Here is a 16829-nt window from a genome sequence, read left to right as displayed (position 1 = left end):
GTGCGCCGCTTAAAGAGGTTATCGGCATGAATGCGGTCGGACTTGAGCGCTCGCAAGCGAGCACGATGCCTAGGGGAAACCTCGTCACTTAAGCCACCTGCTGTGAAACAAGCTGTTGGGCCAGCAGGTGCTTGAGCAGCGCCCGATAGGCCAGCACACCACGGCTTTTGCCGTCGAATTGCGAAGGGGTCAGGCCGGCGCGGCTGGCGTCGCGCAGGCGGGTATCGACGGGAATGTAGCCTTGCCAGATGTCATCCGGGTACATGTCCCGCAACACGCGCAAGGTGCCCAGGGACGCCTGGGTACGCCGGTCGAACAGGGTCGGCACGATGTTAAAGGCCAGCGATTGCTTGCGAGAGCGGTTGACCATCGCCAGGGTATTGACCATGCGCTCCAGGCCCTTGACCGCCAGGTGCTCGGTTTGCACCGGGATGACCAATTGCTGACTGGCCGCCAAAGCGTTGACCATCAGCAAACCGAGCAACGGCGGACTGTCGATGATCGCGTAATCGAAATCCTGCCATAGCTGCGCCAGACTCTTGGCGATGACCAGCCCCAGGCCGCTCTGTCCCGGCGACTGCCGTTCCAGGGTCGCCAAAGCGGTACTCGACGGCAACAGGGAAATCCGCTCGTCGCTGGTGGACAGCAGCAACTGCCCCGGCAGACCTTCTGGCACAACACCCTTGTGCAGGAACAGGTCGTAGTTGCTGTGCTCCAGGCTGTCGGGATCGTAACCAAAATAGCTGGTCATCGAGCCGTGGGGGTCCAGATCGACCATGACCACGCGCTTGCCCGCCTCGGCCAGCAATCCGGCTAAAGCGATGGAAGATGTGGTTTTGCCCACACCACCTTTTTGATTGGCGACTGCCCAGACTCTCATTCGGATCGTTCCTCCCGGCCGAAACAGGCTCGACCGAGAAATAGCTCGGTTATAAAGCGGGTGACGGAGAATTGACGGCACTCTGTCGTCCCGGCGACTTGACCGAGGTCGGTGCAGTTTGTGTGCCAGCACGCTTCAACGCCGCGTCCGGTTTTGCATTGGCCGTGCCGGTACCGGTCAGGCTGCGGCGCACATCGAGGTTTCGCGACACCACCAGTACCACGCGACGGTTACGCGCACGCCCCTCGGCCGTGGCGTTGTTGGCCACCGGCTGGAATTCGCCATAGCCCACCGACGCCAGGCGGCCAGGGTTCACACCCTGCATGGCGAGCATGCGCACGATGCTCGCCGAACGGGCCGAGGACAGTTCCCAGTTGGTCGGGTACTGCGGAGTGCGGATTGGCTGGTCGTCGGTGAAACCTTCAACATGGATCGGGTTGTCGAAGGGCTTCAGGATCGTCGCCACTTTATCGATGATGTTGAACGCCATGTCGCTGGGCATGGCGTCGCCGCTGCCGAACAACAGGCTGGAATTGAGCTCGATCTCGACCCACAACTCATTGCCACGCACGGTCATCTGGTTCGAGCTGATCAGGTCGCCGAACGCCGCGCTGATGTCATCAGCGATGCTTTTCAACGGATCGCTGCCGCCGGCGATACCGGCATCCACCTGCTCGGAATCCTTGATCAGCGGCTTGGCCGGCGTGGTGCTCTTGGGCCGCTCATCACCAATGGGGATGGGCTTGAGGGCGCGGTCGGAGTCGGTAAAGACCCCGATCAACGCTTCGGAAATGACTTTGTACTTGCCTTCGTTGACCGACGAGATCGAATACATGACCACGAAAAAGGCGAACAACAGCGTGATGAAGTCGGCGTAGGAAACCAGCCAGCGTTCATGATTGACGTGTTCTTCACGATGTCTGCGACGTGCCATGGTCCATACTCCCCATCAGTCCATGAAGCCCTGGAGCTTCAGCTCAATGGAACGCGGGTTTTCACCTTCGGCGATCGACAGGATCCCTTCCAGCAACATTTCGCGATAGCGCGACTGGCGCAATGCGATGGACTTGAGCTTGGCGGCGATCGGCAACAGCACCAGGTTGGCGCTCGCTACGCCGTAGATCGTGGCGACGAACGCCACAGCGATGCCGCTGCCCAGCTGCGACGGGTCGGCCAGGTTGCCCATCACGTGGATCAGGCCCATCACCGCACCGATGATGCCGATGGTCGGCGCGTAGCCGCCCATGCTTTCGAAGACTTTGGCCGCTTCGATGTCGCGGCTTTCCTGGGTGTAGAAATCCACCTCCAGGATGCTGCGGATGGCTTCTGGCTCCGCGCCATCCACCAGCAATTGCAGGCCTTTGCGGGAGTAGCTGTCGGGTTCGGCATCGGCCACCCCTTCCAACCCCAGCAGGCCTTCCTTGCGCGCAGTCAGGCTCCAGTTCACCACACGATCGATACCGCCAGCCAAGTCGACACGAGGAGGGAACAGAATCCAGATCAGCACCTGCATGGCACGCTTGAAAGCGCTCATAGGCGACTGCAACAGCGCGGCGCCAACAGTGCCGCCGATCACGATCAACGCTGCCGGGCCGTTGGCCAGGGCCCCAAGATGACCACCTTCCAGGTAATTGCCGCCAATAATGGCGACGAACGCCATGACAATGCCGATCAGGCTAAGCACATCCATTACAGGCACGCCTCGACCAGGTGTCTACCGATGTCATCCAACCCGTACACCGCGTCGGCGAGATCTGCTTTGACGATGGCCATCGGCATGCCGTAGATCACGCAACTGGCTTCATCCTGGGCCCAGATCGCACTGCCGCCCTGCTTGAGCAGGCGTGCGCCTTCGCGACCGTCGGCGCCCATGCCGGTGAGCACCACCGCCAGAACTTTGTCACCGTAGGACTTGGCGGCGGAACCGAAGGTGATGTCCACGCACGGCTTGTAGTTCAAACGTTCGTCGCCCGGCAGGATTTTCACCGCGCCGCGGCCATCGACCATCATCTGCTTGCCACCCGGGGCCAACAACGCCAGGCCCGGACGCAGGATGTCACCATCCTCGGCTTCCTTGACGCTGATGTTGCACAGTTTGTCCAATCGCTCGGCGAAGGCCTTGGTAAAGGCTGCGGGCATGTGCTGGATCAGCACGATAGGAGCCGGGAAATTGGCCGGCAACTGAGTCAGGACCCGCTGCAGCGCCACCGGCCCACCGGTGGACGTACCGATCGCGACCAGTTTGTAGGCTTTGCGCTTGGGTGCCGGCGACGACGCACTGACTGGCGCCGCACGTGCAGGCGCGGGTGCCGGAGCACTGCGCACCGGTGCCGGATTGAAACTGCCCGCCGAAGTCGGGGCTGGCGCAGGGCTTGGCGCAACCACAGGCGCCGGCGCGCTGTAGGCCCCAAGACGTCGGTTGCTGCGGGAAATGCTGTGGACCTTTTCGCACAGCAACTGCCGAACCTTGTCGGGGTTGCGCGAAATGTCTTCGAAGTTTTTCGGCAGGAAATCCACCGCCCCGGCGTCCAGCGCATCGAGGGTCACCCGGGCGCCTTCATGGGTCAGGGAGGAGAACATCAATACGGGAGTCGGGCAGCGCTGCATGATATGCCGCACGGCTGTGATGCCATCCATCATCGGCATCTCGTAGTCCATGGTGATCACGTCTGGTTTGAGTGCCAGCGCCTGATCGATCGCCTCTTTGCCGTTGGTCGCCGTACCGACGACTTGAATACTCGTATCCGCCGAAAGAATTTCCGAGACGCGGCGGCGGAAAAACCCCGAATCGTCCACCACCAGGACTTTAACTACCATAAACACTCCGTTAGACGAGGCGCGGCACTGGGCCACGCCCCTCCAGAATCAAATACGCCGGGCGGCGTAACGCTTGAGCATGCTTGGCACATCGAGAATCAATGCGATGCGACCGTCGCCGGTGATGGTGGCGCCGGACATGCCCGGGGTGCCCTGGAGCATCTTGCCCAATGGCTTGATGACCACTTCTTCCTGGCCCACCAACTGATCGACGACAAAGCCGATCCGCTGGGTGCCCACCGATAGGATCACCACGTGGCCTTCGCCCTGCTCCACATGAGCCGCGGAGCTGACCAGCCAGCGCTTGAGGTAGAACAGCGGCAGTGCCTTGTCCCGTACGATCACCACTTCCTGGCCGTCCACCACGTTGGTACGCGACAGGTCGAGGTGGAAGATCTCGTTGACGTTGACCAGCGGGAAGGCAAATGCCTGGTTGCCCAGCATGACCATCAGGGTCGGCATGATCGCCAGGGTCAGCGGGACCTTGATGACGATCTTCGAGCCCTGGCCCTTGGTCGAGTAGATGTTGATCGAACCGTTGAGCTGGGAAATCTTGGTTTTCACCACGTCCATGCCCACGCCACGGCCCGACACATCGGAAATCTCGGTCTTGGTCGAGAAGCCCGGGGCGAAGATCAGGTTGTAGCACTCGGTGTCGCTCAGGCGGTCGGCGGCGTCCTTGTCCATCACTCCGCGTTTCACCGCGATGGAACGCAACACGTTCGGGTCCATGCCTTTGCCGTCGTCGGAGATCGACAACAGGATGTGGTCACCCTCCTGCTCGGCGGCCAGCACGACCTTGCCGCTACGGACCTTGCCCGACTCTTCACGCTCTTGCGGCGATTCGATGCCGTGGTCGACGGCGTTGCGCACCAAGTGGACCAGCGGGTCGGCCAGGGCCTCGACAAGGTTTTTGTCGAGGTCGGTCTCTTCACCCACCAACTCCAGGTTGATTTCTTTCTTGAGCTGGCGAGCCAGGTCACGAACCAGGCGCGGGAAGCGCCCGAAGACTTTCTTGATCGGCTGCATCCGGGTCTTCATGACCGCGGTCTGCAAGTCGGCCGTGACCACGTCGAGGTTCGACACGGCCTTGGACATGGCTTCGTCCTGGCTGTTGAGGCCCAGGCGCACCAGACGGTTACGCACCAGCACCAGTTCGCCGACCATGTTCATGATCTCGTCCAGGCGTGCGGTGTCGACCCGAACGGTGGTCTCGGCTTCGCTCGCCGGTTTTTCCGCTGGAGCCGCCGCCGGGGCACGGGCGGCTGCCGGGGCAGCTGCCGCAGCAGGCTTGGGCGTCTCGGCCTTCGGCTCCGGTGCCTTGGCAGCGGGTTTTGGCACAGCCTTGGCCGCCGGCGCAGCAGTGGCGGTAGTCCCAGCAGCAGGGGCGGCCGTGGCCTTCCCGACCTCACTGAACTTGCCTTTGCCATGCAGTTCGTCGAGCAACGATTCGAATTCGTGATCACTGATCAGGTCACTGCCCGCCGCGGCGGCGGCAGGCTTGGCTGGCGCCGGTGCCGAAGCAATGGCCGAGTCCAGCGCGTCAACGGCAAACGTGCCCTTGCCATGCAACTGATCGAGCAAGGCTTCGAATTCGTCGTCGGTGATATCGGAGCTGTCGCCCGCCGCTTTCGGGGCGGCCGCGGCTGGCGCAGGCACAACCGCATCGGGCGCGAACTGGCCTTTGCCATGAAGCTGGTCGAGCAACGATTCGAACTCGTCGTCAGTGATTTCATCGCTGGCAGCGGCAGTCGACTCGCTGCTTGGTGCCGCAGGGGGGGCGGGAACTGCCGGGGCTGCGGCTTCAGCCTTGACGGCGTTCAGCGAGTCCAGCAATTGTTCAAATTCGTTATCGGTGATGTCGCCCGATTCCTCGGCGACCGGTTCTTCAGCGACCGCCTCGACAACCGGCGCGGCTTCGTCAGCCGATTGTGGCTCGGCCAGGCGTGCCAGCGCGGCGAGCAACTCAGGGGTGGCAGCGGTGATCGGCGAGCGCTCGCGCACTTCACTGAACATGCCGTTGACCGCATCCAGCGCTTCGAGCACCACGTCCATCAGTTCCGAATCAACGCGGCGTTCACCCTTGCGCAGGATGTCGAACACGTTTTCGGCAATGTGGCAGCACTCCACCAACTCATTGAGCTGGAGGAAGCCGGCGCCTCCTTTTACAGTGTGGAAACCGCGAAAAATTGCATTGAGCAAGTCCGCATCATCTGGTCGGCTTTCCAGCTCGACCAGCTGTTCAGACAGTTGCTCTAGAATCTCGCCGGCCTCAACCAGGAAATCCTGAAGGATCTCTTCATCGGCGCCGAAGCTCATTAATGGCTGCTCCTAAAACAGGGCTAAAACTCAGAATCCAAGGCTGGACAGCAAATCGTCCACATCGTCCTGACCGGACATAACGTCTTCTCTTTTATCGGCATGAATCTGCGGACCTTCACCCTGCGAGAGATGTTTTTGTGGATCTTTTTCAGCAAGTATCGCTTCACGGTCGTGTTCGATGCCTGCAAAGCGGTCGACCTGGCTGGCCATCAACACCAGTTTGAGCAGATTGCTTTCAACTTCGGTGACCAATTGGGTCACGCGCTTGATCACTTGGCCGGTCAAGTCCTGATAGTCCTGAGCCAGCAGAATGTCGTTGAGGTTGCTTGCCACGGCGCGGGTCTCGGTGCCGCTGCGCGTCAGGAAACCGTCGACCCGGCGGGCCAGCTCCCGAAACTCTTCAGCGCCGACTTCGCGACGCATGAACCGGCCCCAATCGGTGCTCAAGGCCTGGGCTTCTTCGCTCAGGCCATTGACCAGCGGCGTTGCGCTCTCCACCAAGTCCATGGTGCGGTTGGCTGCGGCCTCGGTCAGCTTGACCACATAACCCAGACGCTCGGTAGCGTCGGTGATCTGCGAGACTTCCTCGGCCTGCGGCATGTGCGGGTCGATCTGGAAATTGACAATTGCGCTGTGCAATTCACGCGTGAGCTTGCCCACTTCCTGATACAGACCTCGGTCACGGGTCTGGTTGAGCTCATGGATCATTTGAACCGCATCGCCAAAGCGGCCTTTTTCAAGGCTGTCGACCAGTTCGCGGGCATGTTTTTTCAGGGTCGATTCGAAGTCGCCCATTGAAGATTCGTTGTCCATAGCTCCCCCGTGGCGCCGTTAACCGATGCGTTCGAAGATTTTTTCGATCTTCTCTTTCAACGCCTGGGCCGTGAAGGGTTTGACCACATAGCCGTTCACACCGGCTTGGGCCGCTTCGATGATCTGCTCGCGCTTGGCTTCGGCAGTCACCATCAGCACCGGAAGGTGCTTGAGTTTTTCGTCGGCGCGTACATGGCGCAGCAAGTCGATACCGGTCATGCCGGGCATGTTCCAGTCAGTCACCAGAAAGTCGATGCTCCCGCTGTTGAGGACCGGAATGGCAGTAGTGCCATCGTCAGCCTCGACCGTGTTGGTGAACCCAAGGTCACGCAACAGGTTTTTTATGATCCGCCGCATCGTTGAGAAGTCATCAACGATGAGGATTTTCATGTTCTTGTCCAATTCGACCTCCAAGCAGTCTTAAACGCGCCCAGCACCTGAACGCGCCATTTCAATCAATCCGGCACAACACTCGACAACGGCCTGGAGCACCACGGTTGGAGACTGGCGCAGCGCATGCCAGACCAGCTCGTTCGCAATGCTCCCACACAGCTGTCAGCGCGCTCGCCACTCCCCCAAACGCCCCCGCAAACGGGCCGCGCACTGGCTGTGTAACTGGCTGACCCGCGATTCGCTGACCCCCAGGACCTCACCGATTTCCTTGAGGTTCAGCTCTTCGTCGTAGTACAGCGCCAAGACCAGTCGCTCACGCTCCGGCAAATTGGCAATCGCATCCGCCAGCGCGCTCTGGAAACGCTCATCTTCCAGGTCACGCGATGGCTCCATGTGAGCACTCGCGCCGTCCTCGTGCAGCCCTTCGTGTTCGCCGTCCTGCAGCAGGTCGTCGAAACTGAACAGGCGGCTGCCCAAGGTGTCGTTCAAAATCCCGTAATAATCATCGAGACTCAATTGGAGTTCGGCCGCAACCTCGTGATCTTTAGCGTCTCGCCCGGTTTTAGCTTCAATAGCGCGGATCGCGTCACTGACCATGCGGGTGTTGCGATGCACCGAACGCGGTGCCCAATCGCCCTTGCGGACCTCATCGAGCATCGCCCCACGAATGCGAATACCGGCATACGTTTCGAAACTGGCGCCTTTGCTCGCGTCGTATTTGTTCGACACTTCGAGCAGGCCGATCATGCCTGCCTGGATCAAGTCCTCAACCTGGACACTGGCCGGCAACCGCGCCAGCAAGTGGTAGGCGATACGCTTGACCAGTGGCGCGTAACGCTCGATCAGTTCGTATTGGGCGTCCCGTGCCGATTTTTTATAGAGATGGTTGTAACCGCTGGCTGTCATAGCACGGGCCCTGCTGTTTGTTGCACGAGACGCTCGACGAAAAACTCCAGGTGCCCGCGAGGGTTGGCCGGCAGTGGCCAGGTATCAACCTTCTGGGCGATAGCCTTGAACGCCAGCGCACATTTGGAACGGGGAAAGGCTTCATAAACCGCACGTTGCTTCTGGACAGCCTTGCGTACGCTTTCGTCGTAGGGCACAGCGCCGACGTATTGTAGGGCGACGTCCAGGAAACGATCCGTGACCTTTGTCAACTTGGCGAACAGGTTGCGACCTTCCTGCGGGCTCTGGGCCATGTTGGCCAGGACACGGAAGCGGTTCATGCCGTAGTCACGGTTCAATAACTTGATCAGGGCATAGGCGTCGGTGATGGACGTGGGTTCGTCGCAGACCACCAGGAGCACTTCCTGGGCAGCGCGGACGAAACTGACCACCGAGTCACCGATACCGGCAGCGGTGTCGATCACCAGCACATCGAGGTTATCACCGATGTCGCTGAAGGCCTGGATCAGGCCCGCGTGCTGGGCCGGGGTCAGGTGAACCATGCTCTGGGTGCCGGAGGCAGCCGGCACGATACGAATCCCGCCGGGCCCCTGCAGCAGCACGTCGCGCAGTTCGCAGCGGCCTTCAATCACGTCCGCCAGCGTGCGTTTGGGCGTGAGCCCCAACAGCACATCGACGTTCGCCAGGCCCAGGTCGGCGTCCAGCAGCATGACCCGTCGGCCAAGCTCTGCCAGAGCCAGGGACAAGTTCACTGACACGTTAGTCTTCCCGACGCCACCTTTGCCGCCGGTCACCGCGATCACCTGTACGGGATGCATGCTGCCCATGTTCGTTCTTTACCTTGTCTTACTTAGACGGAGGCCACATTACTGGCTGCGCGTTCCCATTCGGAACAATGCATGGCAGACCATCGATGTAGGTACAAAAAATATTCATGATTACCTCAGCCGACCTGCTTGGTCGGGCTGTGGTAGATATCAGCGAACATATCAGCCATGGCTTCTTCGCTGGGTTCTTCCTGCATTTGCACACTCACGGCACGACTGACCAGTTGATGACGGCGCGGCAGATGCAAATCATCCGGGATCCGCGGTCCGTCGGTCAGGTAGGCCACCGGTAATTCATGACCGATCGCCAGGCTCAGCACCTCGCCCAGGCTTGCCGTTTCGTCCAGCTTAGTCAGGATGCAGCCGGCCAGCCCGCAGCGTTTGTAGCTGTGGTACGCGGCGGTTAGAACCTGCTTTTGGCTAGTGGTTGCCAACACGAGATAATTTTTTGACTTGATACCGCGCCCGGCCAGGCTTTCGAGCTGCATGCGCAGGGCCGGATCGCTGGCTTGCAGGCCGGCGGTGTCGATCAGCACGACGCGTTTGCGCAGCAGCGGTTCCAGCGCCTGGACCAGGGACTGGCCCGGATCCACATGGGTCACCGACACATTGAGGATCCGGCCCAGGGTCTTGAGTTGTTCCTGGGCGCCGATGCGGAAACTGTCCATGCTCACCAGGGCGATGCTCTGGGCGCCGTACTTGAGTACATAACGGGCGGCGAGCTTGGCCAGGGTGGTGGTCTTGCCCATGCCGGCAGGGCCGACCATCGCAATCACCCCGCCCTCTTCCAGCGGCTCGACTTCCGGCGTGACGATCATCCGCGCCAAGTGTGCCAGCAACATGCGCCAGGCCTGGCGAGGCTCTTCGATACCGTTGATCAGCGCCAGCAGGTCACGGGACAACGGGCCGGACAAGCCGATGCGTTGCAGGCGACGCCAGAGGTTGGCCTGGGCCGGACGGCTGCCTTGCAGCTGGTTCCAGGCCAGGGAGCCGAGCTGAACCTCCATCAGTTCACGCAGGCTGTTGAGTTCAAAGCGCATCGAGTCCAGGGCACGCGGGTCAACACCCCTGGCTGGCGCGGCCTGCGCCGGGGCCGGGGCCGGACGACGCGGCTCGGCCTGGGCCTGCTCGACCAGCGGCTCGGCCGCGGTCAACGGCAGGCCGGCGGTGAGCGGCTGACCGGCGAACAATTGACGATTGCTGCCTGCGACACCTTCGCCTTCGCTACTGCGCAGGCTCAATTCGGCCTGGGCGCTGGCGATGCGCGACTGAGTCTTACGCAGCTCATCCTCGAGTTCCATGTTCGGAACGCGTGGGGCCAGCGCCGACAACTTGTAATCCAGGGCAGCCGTTAACTCGACACCGCCAGCGATCCGGCGATTGCCAATGATGGCTGCTTCAGCGCCCAACTCGTCACGAACCAGCTTCATGGCCTGACGCATATCGGCGGCGAAAAAACGCTTCACTTGCATAAACCACTACCTCAGCCGTTGGGCCCTACTGTCGCAACGATGGTCACTTGCTTGTTGTCCGGTATTTCCTGGTACGCCAGCACATGCAGCCCCGGGACCGCGAGGCGACCGAATCGCGAGAGCATCGCGCGAATCGGACCGGCCACCAGCAGGATCACTGGTTGGCCTTGCATCTCCTGCCGCTGGGCTGCATCAATCAACGAACGCTGCAGCTTCTCGGCCATGCTTGGCTCCAGCAGAACGCCCTCTTCCGAGCCTTGTCCTGCCTTCTGCAGACTATTGAGCAATATCTGTTCCAACCTTGGCTCCAGAGTGATCACAGGCAGCTCAGACTCAGTGCCTACAATGCTTTGGACGATTGCGCGGGATACGCCGACCCGAACCGCAGCCACCAAGGCGGCGGTATCTTGACTCTTGGATGCGTTGTTGGCGATAGCCTCGGCAATACTGCGAATGTCACGCACGGGCACCTGTTCGGCCAACAGCGCCTGCAACACCTTGAGCAACTGCGACAACGAAACCACGCCCGGCACCAGCTCTTCAGCCAGCTTCGGCGAGCCTTTAGCCAGTACTTGCAGGAGTTGCTGGACTTCTTCGTGACCGATCAGCTCACTGGAGTGCTTGTACAGAATCTGATTCAAGTGGGTCGCCACCACAGTGCTGGCGTCCACCACGGTGTAACCGAGGGACTGGGCCTGGGCCCGCTGGCTGATTTCAATCCACACCGCTTCCAGACCAAAAGCCGGATCCTTGGCGGTGATGCCGTTGAGGGTGCCGTAGACCTGGCCGGGGTTGATCGCCAACTCGCGGTCCGGATAGATCTCGGCTTCGGCCAGGATCACGCCCATCAGCGTCAGGCGGTAGGCGCTAGGCGCCAGGTCGAGGTTGTCGCGAATATGCACGGTGGGCATCAGGAAGCCCAAGTCCTGGGACAACTTCTTGCGCACGCCCTTGATCCGCGCCAGCAACTGCCCCCCCTGGTTGCGATCGACCAATGGAATCAGGCGGTAACCGACTTCCAGGCCGATCATGTCGATCGGCGTCACGTCATCCCAGCCCAGCTCCTTGGTCTCCATGGCTCGGGCCGGCGACGGCAGCAACTCCTGCTGGCGCTTGACCTCTTGCAGGGCCTGGACCTTCTGCACGTTCTGCTTCTTCCAGAACAGGTAGGCGCCACCCGCGGCAACCGCCGCCATGCTCAGGAAGGAAAAGTGCGGCATGCCGGGCACCAGGCCCATGACGGCCATCAGTCCGGCCGCAACCGCCAAAGCCTTGGGCGTGGCGAACATTTGCCGACCGATCTGCTTGCCCATATCTTCGGAGCCCGAAGCACGGGTCACCATGATCGCGGCCGCTGTAGATAACAACAGTGATGGCAATTGCGCCACCAAACCGTCACCGATGGTCAGCAGAGCGTAAACCTTGCCAGCGTCGCCGAACGTCATGCCGTGCTGGAAGATACCGACAGCCATGCCACCGATCAGGTTGATGAACAGAATCAACAGGCCGGCGATGGCGTCACCGCGCACGAATTTGCTCGCACCATCCATGGAGCCATAGAACTCAGCTTCCTGGGCCACTTCCAGACGACGGGCCTTGGCCTGGTTCTGGTCGATCAGCCCGGCGTTGAGGTCGGCGTCGATTGCCATTTGCTTGCCGGGCATCGCATCGAGGGTGAAACGCGCGCTCACCTCGGAAATCCGCCCGGCACCTTTGGTCACGACGACGAAGTTGATGATCATCAAGATGGCGAAGACCACGATACCGACTACGTAGTTACCGCCGATCACCACTTCACCGAAGGCCTGGATCACCTTACCGGCGGCAGCGTGACCTTCATGACCGTGAATCATCACCACCCGGGTGGACGCCACGTTCAACGCCAGGCGCATCAGCGTCGCCACCAGCAGAATGGTCGGGAACACCGCGAAATCCAATGGCCGCAGGGCATACACGCACACCAGCAGCACCACGATCGACAGGGCGATGTTGAACGTGAAAAACACGTCCAACAGGAACGGCGGCACCGGCAGCATCATCATGGCGAGCATGACCAGCAGCAACAGCGGCACACCCAGATTGCCCCGACTGAGGTCTGCTACGTTGCTGCGCGCGGTGCTGAGTAACTGAGAGCGATCCACCAATAATCCCCGTTCCTGTGAAGCAAACTTTTGACGCCCGCAGCGCCGTAAAACCTGCATGTGCAAAAAGCCGTCCAACTTTTGCGGGAACTGGAAATATCGCTCGCTCATGAGGCTCCAGGCCTTAAATTCCGCGCACCCGCCGATATGAGCCTCGGAGCAAAGGACTAATGGCCATCTTCGTGTATAGGCCCAATCACACTTGCCGCTAACACTCCTGAAGCGGAGCGTCAACCTGACACTTCTGAGAGTGGTTGAGACAGACGCGGAGGTATTGAATGAGTGACAGAGCGACTGTGGAGATATTGAGGGCAGCCGCAACAACCCAGTGGGGGCTTGCCATGACCGACAATATTTCCCTTGCCGTGCAAATGGATGTGAATCCAGACGACCTGGACGAAAACGGTGTATTGAAGCCTTATAGGGCTCCAGAGTTTCCCCCTTACCCTACCGACGAATTGGAGACCTGCGATGAGCAGCCATCCAACGGTGACGCGCCTCCAGCCGAAGAATTTCTTTCGTCACCCAGGATCGGCTGGTGCCCGAGTGGCAGCGTCAGTGATGGCATCTGCTCACCATTCAATAATATCCGTACTGACTGGATGGGCCGCTATGCCACCAGCAACCTGCGGGTTGACGAATTGATCCTGCCCGGCACCCACAACGCCGGCATGGACAAGCAGGCTTCTTACTCCAACAGCTACGATACCTGCCAGGACGTGTCGCCTCACAGCCAATTGCAAACAGGCATCAGGGCGCTCGACCTGAGGGTCCAGTTTTTCAGTGGCTACCCACAAGGTGATCGGAGAAGGTTCGCAATCTTCCACAGCTCGAACTCTGGCAGGAACATTGAAGGTGACGTTTTGCAGGCCGTCATCAATCTCTACACAGCCCACCGCAACGAGGTGGTCATCCTCGACTTTCATGACTTCAAGAATTTCACCGTCGCGGCACACCGCGAACTGGCCACGGTCATCAAGAATCGCCTGGGCAGTAAATTGATAGAGCCCAAATGGAAGACCCTGGTGCTCAGGCAGCTATGGGCCCTGCAGAAAACCGTAGTGATAGCCTACAACGATGAGCAACGAGACCCGCTGTTCTGGCCGGGCGTTAACCAGCGCTGGATCGGCAAGGATCGGCCCTCCAGCAGCGAATTGAAGAGTTTCATCGATCGGGTTGGCAACGAGACAAAGCCCGACTATCAATTGCGCGCCATCCAGGCCCATAAATACACCCTGGTCTATCAACCGGACGATATGTCACCGGACGTCATGAACTGGTTTGCAGCGGGTGAAAATAATTCGCCGATCATGAAGTTCTTTATCATCAACACCGATTGGTCCTTGCGTCACCGCTTTGTCGATAATTGCATCTATGCCAACAGTCTCAGAAACAGAAAAAGAGCCTCCGTGCATTGGACCCCCAATAATATTCCGGGGGGCATGATGGACGATTACTACCACGCAATCGTCGTTGAAACCTCCAATGGTAATTGGTCCTCATCGCTGTTCGCCCCCTCCAACCCGCCGGACGCAGCCACGATGCTGATCATTTGCCGCGCCCAGTTGCAAACCCTGTTGCATACATCCAACAGTGACTTTCCAAATGGGATCATTACGCTGGCGCAAAATAACGTGGTGCTCTTTCAATACACCCAGAAGAAGTGGGTATTGCAAAATACCCGGACTTATACCCCCAACAGCTCGGGAAACACGGTCCCTGCCCCGCTCGCCGATGAAAAACTCATCAAGTACCAGACAGGGGATGGTAATTGGACGGAACACATCAGCCTACCGACGTCTGCGCCGACCTACAGCTATGTCGAGATATCATCGAGCGCCGGCTATTACAGCCAGATCCATCGTCAATCCGGGCGGAGAGTCTACCGCTGCCAACGGGGAGACAAATATCTCTTCATGTTCAATCAAGGCGTCTGGCAGCCGGTCAAGCCAGCCATACACTCCTACGGCGCGGCCCAGGCCGGGGCCCAGATGGCAGATACCGGCACAGAGCAGACGCGGGTGCACTTCAAGGATGGCGACTGGATCGCGCAAATCACCCTGCCTGCCAATGCATGGCAGGGCGACACTGTTACCCTCACCTCCAACGCAACCTATACCGCTACCGTCATGGGCACCAACCTCGAATCAGGCGCCTCCGTACAACTGAGAAGAGGCGACACCCTTCACTATCGATACGTTGCCAGCATCGGCAAGTGGCGCAGTTGGCAGGGGCTGGATAACGAATGAAAAAACTTTGAACTGCCGACGGCAGCTTTCCCCTCTTCCCATACCCCTCGCCGACAACGCAGGGCCGTTCAAGGGCCGATGATCATCTAGGAATCACGCCGCAAATCCGGCGGAATTGGCAAGTCCTTGAGCGGTTCGGGACGCTTGCCCTTGCCGGCACGGTGTTGGCGGATCTGGTAGACGTAGGCCAGCACTTGGGCTACGGCCAGGTACAAGCCACCAGGGATTTCCTGATCGAGTTCAGTGGAGTAGTAGATTGAGCGCGCCAGGGCCGGGGATTCGAGCAACATCACTTCATTGGTCACGGCGATTTCACGGATCTTCAGCGCCAGGAAGTCGCTGCCCTTGGCCAGCAACACCGGAGCATTGCCTTTTTCGGGATCGTACTTGAGGGCCACGGCGTAGTGCGTCGGGTTGGTGATGACCACATCGGCGTCGGGGATCGCCGCCATCATCCGCCGCTGGGATACCTCGCGCTGCAACTGACGGATCCGCTGCTTGACCTCCGGCTTACCTTCCTGATCCTTGTACTCGTCGCGTATCTCCTGCTTGGTCATCATCAGCTTCTGCTTGCTCTGATACAGCTGGATCGGCACGTCGATGGCGGCGATCAGAATCAGGCCGCAGGCCATCCACAAGGTGCTCCAGCCCACTACTTGAACGCTGTGGATGATGGCCTGTTCCAGAGGCTCGTGGGCGATACGCAACAGATCGTCGATATTGCTCTGCAATACAGTCAACGCAACAAACAGGACCAGGAAGAACTTTCCAAGCGCCTTGAGCAGCTCCATCACGGCGGTGGTGGAGAACATGCGCTTGAGGCCTGCGGCCGGGTTCATACGACTGAACTTGGGCGCCATGGTACTGCCGGAAAACAACCAGCCGCCCAGGGAAATCGGACCTATAAGCGCGGCCAGCAGCAAGAAAATCAGAACCGGCTGCGCCGAAATAATTGCGATCTTGCCCGAGTGCAACAGGTATTGCCCCATGGCGCCCGGACTGAGCAATACTTCGCGAGGCAAGGAAAAGTTCAGGCGCATGATTTCCAGCAGGTCCAGGGCCAGCCCGCCGCCGTAAATCAACAAACCGCCCGCCCCCGCCAACATGATCGCCAAGGTATTGAGCTCCTTGGAGCGCGCAATCTCACCCTTTTCCCGGGATTCCTTCTTGCGCTTTTCCGTGGGGTCTTCTGTCTTGTCCTGACCACTCTCGCTCTCGGCCATGGTTCAGCGCGCCTGTGCCATGTCGCGTAGCAGCTGCAAAGCCTCGGTGGCCAGTGGCTGATACTGGTTGAGAATATCCCCCATGCTGATCCAGAAAATAACCATGCCCAGCACCAGGGTCAGCGGGAAGCCGATGGAAAAAATGTTCAACTGCGGCGCCGCCCGGGTCATCACGCCAAAGGCGATGTTGACCACCAGCAGCGCAGTGATTGCCGGCAATACCAACACCATCGCCGCACCCAGAACCCAACCGAGTTTGCCGGCGATTTCCCAGAAATGATTGACCAGCAAGGCGCTGCCCACCGGCATGGTCGTAAAGCTCTCGGTTAGCACTTCGAACACCACCAGATGCCCGTTCATGGCGAGAAACAACAGGGTCACCAGCATCGTCAGGAACTGCCCGATCACCGCCGTGTTGACGCCGTTGGTGGGGTCGATCATGGACGCGAAGGCCATGCCCATCTGCACCGAAATAATTTGCCCGGCGACCACGAACGCCTGAAAAAACAACTGCAACGAGAAGCCCATCAAGACGCCGATGAGGATCTGTTCAGCCACCAGCATCAGCGCGCTGAGGTCCAGGGCATGGACCGGCGGCATCGGTGGTAGTCCAGGTGCGATAACCACCGTGATCGCCAGGGCGAAATACAGGCGCACGCGCCGAGGCACCAGGGTCGTGCCGAAGACCGGCATGCTCATCAACACGGCGGTGACACGAAACAGCGGCAGGATGAACGCCGCCACCCAGGAACTGATCTGGGTGTCCGTCAGCGCGAGCATCGACAT

Annotated in this window: 14 protein-coding genes; 1 reads left to right on the top strand and 13 read right to left on the bottom strand. The window is 59.9% G+C overall.

Going from position 1 to position 16829, the window contains the following annotated elements:
* Positions 1–88: 88 nt before the first annotated feature.
* The 11 genes from ACWNZ1_RS01235 to flhA form a co-directional block, all read right to left on the bottom strand.
* Positions 89–880, bottom strand: a complete 792-nt coding sequence (locus ACWNZ1_RS01235) for a ParA family protein (protein WP_135844314.1) — start codon at positions 878–880, stop codon at positions 89–91.
* Positions 881–929: 49 nt separating this feature from the next.
* The gene (motD, locus tag ACWNZ1_RS01230; protein WP_135844313.1) at positions 930–1814 is read right to left on the bottom strand and encodes a flagellar motor protein MotD; all 885 of its coding nucleotides are present in this window, start codon (positions 1812–1814) and stop codon (positions 930–932) included.
* A 15-nt stretch (positions 1815–1829) separates the two neighbouring features.
* Positions 1830–2570, bottom strand: coding sequence for a flagellar motor protein (locus ACWNZ1_RS01225; RefSeq protein ID WP_135844312.1), 741 nt, complete (start codon positions 2568–2570; stop codon positions 1830–1832).
* Positions 2570–3697, bottom strand: coding sequence for a protein-glutamate methylesterase/protein-glutamine glutaminase (locus ACWNZ1_RS01220; RefSeq protein WP_456027301.1), 1128 nt, complete (start codon positions 3695–3697; stop codon positions 2570–2572). The genes ACWNZ1_RS01225 and ACWNZ1_RS01220 overlap by 1 nt, the downstream gene beginning before the upstream one ends.
* A 48-nt stretch (positions 3698–3745) precedes the next feature.
* A complete protein-coding gene (locus tag ACWNZ1_RS01215; RefSeq protein ID WP_265072824.1) occupies positions 3746–6016 on the bottom strand; it encodes a chemotaxis protein CheA in 2271 nt (756 codons plus the stop codon).
* A 30-nt stretch (positions 6017–6046) separates the two neighbouring features.
* Positions 6047–6832 carry a protein phosphatase CheZ gene (locus ACWNZ1_RS01210; RefSeq protein ID WP_135844309.1) on the bottom strand — a complete coding sequence of 262 codons (786 nt, stop codon included), beginning with the start codon at positions 6830–6832 and terminating at the stop codon, positions 6047–6049.
* An 18-nt stretch (positions 6833–6850) separates the two neighbouring features.
* Positions 6851–7222, bottom strand: a complete 372-nt coding sequence (locus ACWNZ1_RS01205; RefSeq protein ID WP_003183998.1) for a chemotaxis response regulator CheY — start codon at positions 7220–7222, stop codon at positions 6851–6853.
* A gap of 165 nt (positions 7223–7387) precedes the next feature.
* Positions 7388–8131: an RNA polymerase sigma factor FliA gene (gene fliA, locus ACWNZ1_RS01200; RefSeq protein ID WP_003184000.1), complete on the bottom strand. Its 744-nt coding sequence runs from the start codon at positions 8129–8131 to the stop codon at positions 7388–7390.
* The gene (fleN, locus tag ACWNZ1_RS01195; RefSeq protein WP_003184001.1) at positions 8128–8958 is read right to left on the bottom strand and encodes a flagellar synthesis regulator FleN; all 831 of its coding nucleotides are present in this window, start codon (positions 8956–8958) and stop codon (positions 8128–8130) included. The genes fliA and fleN overlap by 4 nt, the downstream gene beginning before the upstream one ends.
* Before the next feature lie 116 nt (positions 8959–9074).
* Positions 9075–10430: a flagellar biosynthesis protein FlhF gene (flhF, locus tag ACWNZ1_RS01190; RefSeq protein WP_135844308.1), complete on the bottom strand. Its 1356-nt coding sequence runs from the start codon at positions 10428–10430 to the stop codon at positions 9075–9077.
* An 11-nt stretch (positions 10431–10441) separates the two neighbouring features.
* Positions 10442–12571 (bottom strand): flagellar biosynthesis protein FlhA, encoded by a 2130-nt coding sequence (flhA, locus tag ACWNZ1_RS01185; RefSeq protein WP_135844307.1) that lies wholly within the window; start codon positions 12569–12571, stop codon positions 10442–10444.
* A 341-nt stretch (positions 12572–12912) separates the two neighbouring features.
* Between flhA and ACWNZ1_RS01180 the strand changes: the two genes are divergently transcribed.
* Positions 12913–14820 (top strand): hypothetical protein, encoded by a 1908-nt coding sequence (locus ACWNZ1_RS01180; protein WP_280944779.1) that lies wholly within the window; start codon positions 12913–12915, stop codon positions 14818–14820.
* An 86-nt stretch (positions 14821–14906) separates the two neighbouring features.
* On the opposite strand, the gene flhB is transcribed toward ACWNZ1_RS01180, so the two are convergent.
* A complete protein-coding gene (gene flhB, locus ACWNZ1_RS01175) occupies positions 14907–16043 on the bottom strand; it encodes a flagellar biosynthesis protein FlhB (protein WP_135844305.1) in 1137 nt (378 codons plus the stop codon).
* Positions 16044–16046: 3 nt separating this feature from the next.
* Positions 16047–16829, bottom strand: a complete 783-nt coding sequence (gene fliR, locus ACWNZ1_RS01170; protein ID WP_135844304.1) for a flagellar biosynthetic protein FliR — start codon at positions 16827–16829, stop codon at positions 16047–16049.

This window comes from Pseudomonas sp. CFBP 5748, from assembly GCF_053850495.1.
This window is presented reverse-complemented; position numbering and strand designations above follow the sequence as displayed.

What these genes read in the sequence shown, in the direction of transcription:
- ACWNZ1_RS01235 (WP_135844314.1), bottom strand. Translation starts at nt 880, where the DNA reads ATGAGAGTCTGGGCAGTCGCCAATCAAAAAGGTGGTGTGGGCAAAACC.
- motD (WP_135844313.1), bottom strand. Translation starts at nt 1,814, where the DNA reads ATGGCACGTCGCAGACATCGTGAAGAACACGTCAATCATGAACGCTGG.
- ACWNZ1_RS01225 (WP_135844312.1), bottom strand. Translation starts at nt 2,570, where the DNA reads ATGGATGTGCTTAGCCTGATCGGCATTGTCATGGCGTTCGTCGCCATT.
- ACWNZ1_RS01220 (WP_456027301.1), bottom strand. Translation starts at nt 3,697, where the DNA reads ATGGTAGTTAAAGTCCTGGTGGTGGACGATTCGGGGTTTTTCCGCCGC.
- ACWNZ1_RS01215 (WP_265072824.1), bottom strand. Translation starts at nt 6,016, where the DNA reads ATGAGCTTCGGCGCCGATGAAGAGATCCTTCAGGATTTCCTGGTTGAG.
- ACWNZ1_RS01210 (WP_135844309.1), bottom strand. Translation starts at nt 6,832, where the DNA reads ATGGACAACGAATCTTCAATGGGCGACTTCGAATCGACCCTGAAAAAA.
- ACWNZ1_RS01205 (WP_003183998.1), bottom strand. Translation starts at nt 7,222, where the DNA reads ATGAAAATCCTCATCGTTGATGACTTCTCAACGATGCGGCGGATCATA.
- fliA (WP_003184000.1), bottom strand. Translation starts at nt 8,131, where the DNA reads ATGACAGCCAGCGGTTACAACCATCTCTATAAAAAATCGGCACGGGAC.
- fleN (WP_003184001.1), bottom strand. Translation starts at nt 8,958, where the DNA reads ATGGGCAGCATGCATCCCGTACAGGTGATCGCGGTGACCGGCGGCAAA.
- flhF (WP_135844308.1), bottom strand. Translation starts at nt 10,430, where the DNA reads ATGCAAGTGAAGCGTTTTTTCGCCGCCGATATGCGTCAGGCCATGAAG.
- ACWNZ1_RS01180 (WP_280944779.1), top strand. Translation starts at nt 12,913, where the DNA reads ATGACCGACAATATTTCCCTTGCCGTGCAAATGGATGTGAATCCAGAC.
- flhB (WP_135844305.1), bottom strand. Translation starts at nt 16,043, where the DNA reads ATGGCCGAGAGCGAGAGTGGTCAGGACAAGACAGAAGACCCCACGGAA.
- fliR (WP_135844304.1), bottom strand. Translation starts at nt 16,829, where the DNA reads ATGTCGATGCTCGCGCTGACGGACACCCAGATCAGTTCCTGGGTGGCG.